Raw genomic sequence first — 3,405 nt, forward strand, 5'->3', positions numbered from 1 at the left:
TATAGAAGTTGAAGGATAATTTTTATCATAACCATCAAAATATAAATTCACATTTACATCGTGATATTGATAACGAAGTTTAATACAGTTTCCGACTTTTTTATATTTAGCATTATTGTACTTCTCTAATAAAATACCTAAAATAATAGTATCACTCATTTGCACTCCTTTAAAACGAAAATCTAAATATTATGTTATTATACAATCAACATTTTAGAGCAATACTAAATATAAACTAAATTGACAATTTTTTTATTGTATGATATAATTTAAAATCATTATAAGGGCGGATCGAGATCGCCCATCTTAAATATTATTTTAAGTAGCTATTTAAATCTTTTTCAAAACTCTCTATTAAATCACTTAAAAAAGCATTGATTTTATTTGGCATAACGCCTATAAAGGTATTATGTGATTTAGGAGCTAAAGCCTTTTGATTTGTTATTTTTGTTTTATATAAATTTTCCCAATGAAAACTTCTATTTCTGATTGTGAGTAAAAGGTTAAGAACAATATTTGCTTTTTCTATTATTTGCATAAGATAAGCGATGAAATCACAAATTTATATGATTTTATAGCTGTTGAAAATCTAAATATTAAAGGACTAATTAAAAACAAACACTTATCTAAATCTATTGCTAATGCTAGTTGGGGTAAAGATAGCTCTAGTAGGTATCAAATGGTTATATACTAGTTATCTATTCGTTGAAGCAAGAAACCCACTTTGCTTTAGCAGATGGGTGATTCACTCAAACAAAGACTTCTGTAAAAGAAATTTATTGCTTTTGGTGTTTAATTGATTCATTGGATCACCACGCTTAATATATCTTTTTACTCTATTATTGCTTTGATAGATGAAAAACAAATCATTTTCATTTTTATACTTGTTATAAAAAAATTCATCATCATAATTTGCAAATTCTATACCTTTGTCATAAACATTAATTCCAAATTCTATAAGCTTATCTTTTAATTTAGCAATCTCCTTTTTTTGTTTTGAAATGATAGAACTTTCTTTATAAAGTCTATAAGCTTTAATTTCACAAAACTCACTATAACTAAGGATTTTCTTATCAGGAAAACTTGTCAAAAATCTAATTAAATCCTGTGCAACTAAAGAATTTAAATCAATGAGTATTTTTGATAAGTCATCATCATAAGAAAGGGTAGATTCTGTTTCGAGTTTTTTAATATATTCTCTACGAACTGTTAGCACGAATACAGATACAATTGTTCCATTTTCTTTTGTGATACGCTCTACAGAGTCAAACATTAAAATACCTTTATCTCTTTGAGTGATTGTTTTTTTATCTTTATCTTCTACATTTTGAGTGAAAGCCAAATCATACGCAAAACGAGAGATTTCTGTAAATTTTTGTTTTAACCAAGAGTAATTATTAGAATTTTTATTAAGATATTGTTTCAAGAATTTATAAGGCTCTAATCTTACTTCCATATCCCAAAAATTTTCTTGATATTTTTTAATAACACTTGTATCTACATTTTTCTTGATATATAAAAATAAAGCATCTAAAATACTTCTATGTGTTTGCGTTAGTAAAGAATTTTTAAGAGTAATAGCATATGATGAACCATTTGCACCAAGCATTCCAAATTCTATTTTATTGTCATTTTCTTTAAATACTTTATAAAAATTAGTGTCTGTAAGCTTTCGTGAGCTTAAATAAAAAACACCTCTATTTTCATTCATTGTTACATAGCCTTTTGCTAATTCATTAACACTTACAGCAGAAATATCTTTTTTATTGATAATCTCCAAAGTATTAGAATCAATGCTGTTAGCTCTAAGATTTACAATTGAAGGCTCATCAATACTAGAATTTTGCAATACTTTAATCGTTTTTTGAAATTCTCCAGCATTGATATTATTATTATCCTTTAGCACCTCAAGCAAGCGATAGGTGGTAGAATTTTTATCTTCTCCCTTTTCGAACGAAAGTTTATAAACAAGTCTAGGAGCATTAATAATAACAGAGCTACCCATAAGACTTTCGCCTTTTTTGTCTAAGTGATGAAGTAATAAGATAGCTTGATTATTTGATTTTGCTATATCTGTTAGAATATTAAAGAAATTTTGCACATCGTTTTGATTGTTTTGATCTTTAAAGCCTAATGTTGAGAAAAATGCACTAAAGGTATCAAGAACAATTAAATCACAATCTGCTAACTCATTAAGCTCTTCTTTTAAACAATTTATAGGTTCTTTATTGATTTTTGGAAGTTCATTTGAAAATTCAAGTTCCGCAGTATTAAAAGAATAAAAACTTTCAATATTTTTTATGCGTTCTAAAATCGCTTTATTTTTATCTTCTACGCTCCAAAAAAAAGGTTTTAAGCCATCATTAATAGCATTAGCACATACTTTTAAAGCTAAAAAAGATTTTCCTACTTCACTATTGCCACTTAATACAGCTACAGAGCCCCTTTCTAATTTAATCGTATCTTCGCAGATTATAGAAACATCTTCATCACTAAAAAGTCCGAGTGTAATAGTATCAATAGTATTTCTTTTTGGCATTTTTTAATCCTTTGCTACTTCTATGATCTCAAATAGTTGTTTTATGATTTTAGGGTGCAATATTTCTCCACTATGGTGAGGAATAACCATTCTATAAAGTCCTTTTTTATAGATTCTATGGCTGCCTTTTTGCCTATCAATCGAAAAATCATTTTGCAATAAAAGCTTTTCTGCTTCTTTTGCAGTTATTCTAGGCAATTCAGGCATTTGCTAAAACCATTGGAATAATTGAAGTTGTTTTATTTTCAATAATCCTTTTTTCTTCATTTGCAAGACTTTCTAAATAAAGCTCTCCTGCTTCTTTTATATTGACTAAAGTTTCTTCATAAGTATTTCCCTGCGAAACACAACCTTCAAGCTCTAAAATGCGTGCAAAATATCCATCCTGATCTTTTTCAATAATAATATTTAATAGCATCTTGATTCCTTGTATTAAAAGATGATAAGATTGACTTAAATGTAACAAATATTCTAATCTTCGAAATAAATTATATCAAAGTATCACATCTATGTCAATAGGCAGCAATTTTAGAATTTTTTCAAATAAAATTGACTTAAATGTAATGATTTTTGACATTTTTACGAAAAGAATATATGGAAAATAAGAACTTTAAAAAACAATTGACTTAAATGTAATAATTCCTAAATTCTTAAATTCTATAGTATTAAATTTTGATTGTATTTTTCATTTTTAATCCTTTTTTTGTATATTTATAGTAATTATAATATACTATTATTAACTAATAATATATAAAAAATATTTTTTATATATTATTATTATATATTATGATTACAAAGAGTAACTATTATTGTCTAGTTATCTCTTTTTCAGGTTGTGTTTTTTCCATAGATTTAAAAGCTTTAAG

Annotated in this window: 4 protein-coding genes and 1 pseudogene; 1 reads left to right on the forward strand and 4 read right to left on the reverse strand. The window is 26.1% G+C overall.

Translation table 11 applies throughout. The features are described 5' to 3' along the window. Positions 1-313: 313 nt before the first annotated feature. Positions 314-538 (reverse strand): hypothetical protein, encoded by a 225-nt coding sequence (locus tag AJ932_RS08260; protein ID WP_070278957.1) that lies wholly within the window; start codon positions 536-538, stop codon positions 314-316. Between AJ932_RS08260 and AJ932_RS10375 the strand changes: the two are divergent. Then, positions 530-658 (forward strand): annotated as a pseudogene (locus AJ932_RS10375) (RNA-guided endonuclease TnpB family protein); the annotation flags it as partial. The gene AJ932_RS08260 and the pseudogene AJ932_RS10375 overlap by 9 nt on opposite strands. Positions 659-745: 87 nt before the next feature. On the opposite strand, the gene AJ932_RS08270 reads toward AJ932_RS10375, so the two are convergent. Genes AJ932_RS08270 through AJ932_RS08280 form a run of 3 tightly spaced genes read right to left on the reverse strand, consistent with a single transcriptional unit; the run spans position 746 to position 2,957 of the window. Beyond that, positions 746-2,539 (reverse strand): AAA family ATPase, encoded by a 1,794-nt coding sequence (locus AJ932_RS08270; RefSeq protein WP_070278954.1) that lies wholly within the window; start codon positions 2,537-2,539, stop codon positions 746-748. Positions 2,540-2,542: 3 nt separating this feature from the next. Further along, complete coding sequence (locus tag AJ932_RS08275; RefSeq protein ID WP_070278951.1) at positions 2,543-2,746, reverse strand: type II toxin-antitoxin system HicA family toxin; 204 nt, start codon at positions 2,744-2,746, stop codon at positions 2,543-2,545. After that, complete coding sequence (locus tag AJ932_RS08280; protein ID WP_024305364.1) at positions 2,739-2,957, reverse strand: type II toxin-antitoxin system HicB family antitoxin; 219 nt, start codon at positions 2,955-2,957, stop codon at positions 2,739-2,741. The genes AJ932_RS08275 and AJ932_RS08280 overlap by 8 nt, the downstream gene beginning before the upstream one ends. Positions 2,958-3,405 lie beyond the last annotated feature (448 nt).

Source organism: Campylobacter sp. BCW_6873 (assembly GCF_001762365.1).
Taxonomy (GTDB): Bacteria; Campylobacterota; Campylobacteria; order Campylobacterales; family Campylobacteraceae; genus Campylobacter_D; species Campylobacter_D jejuni.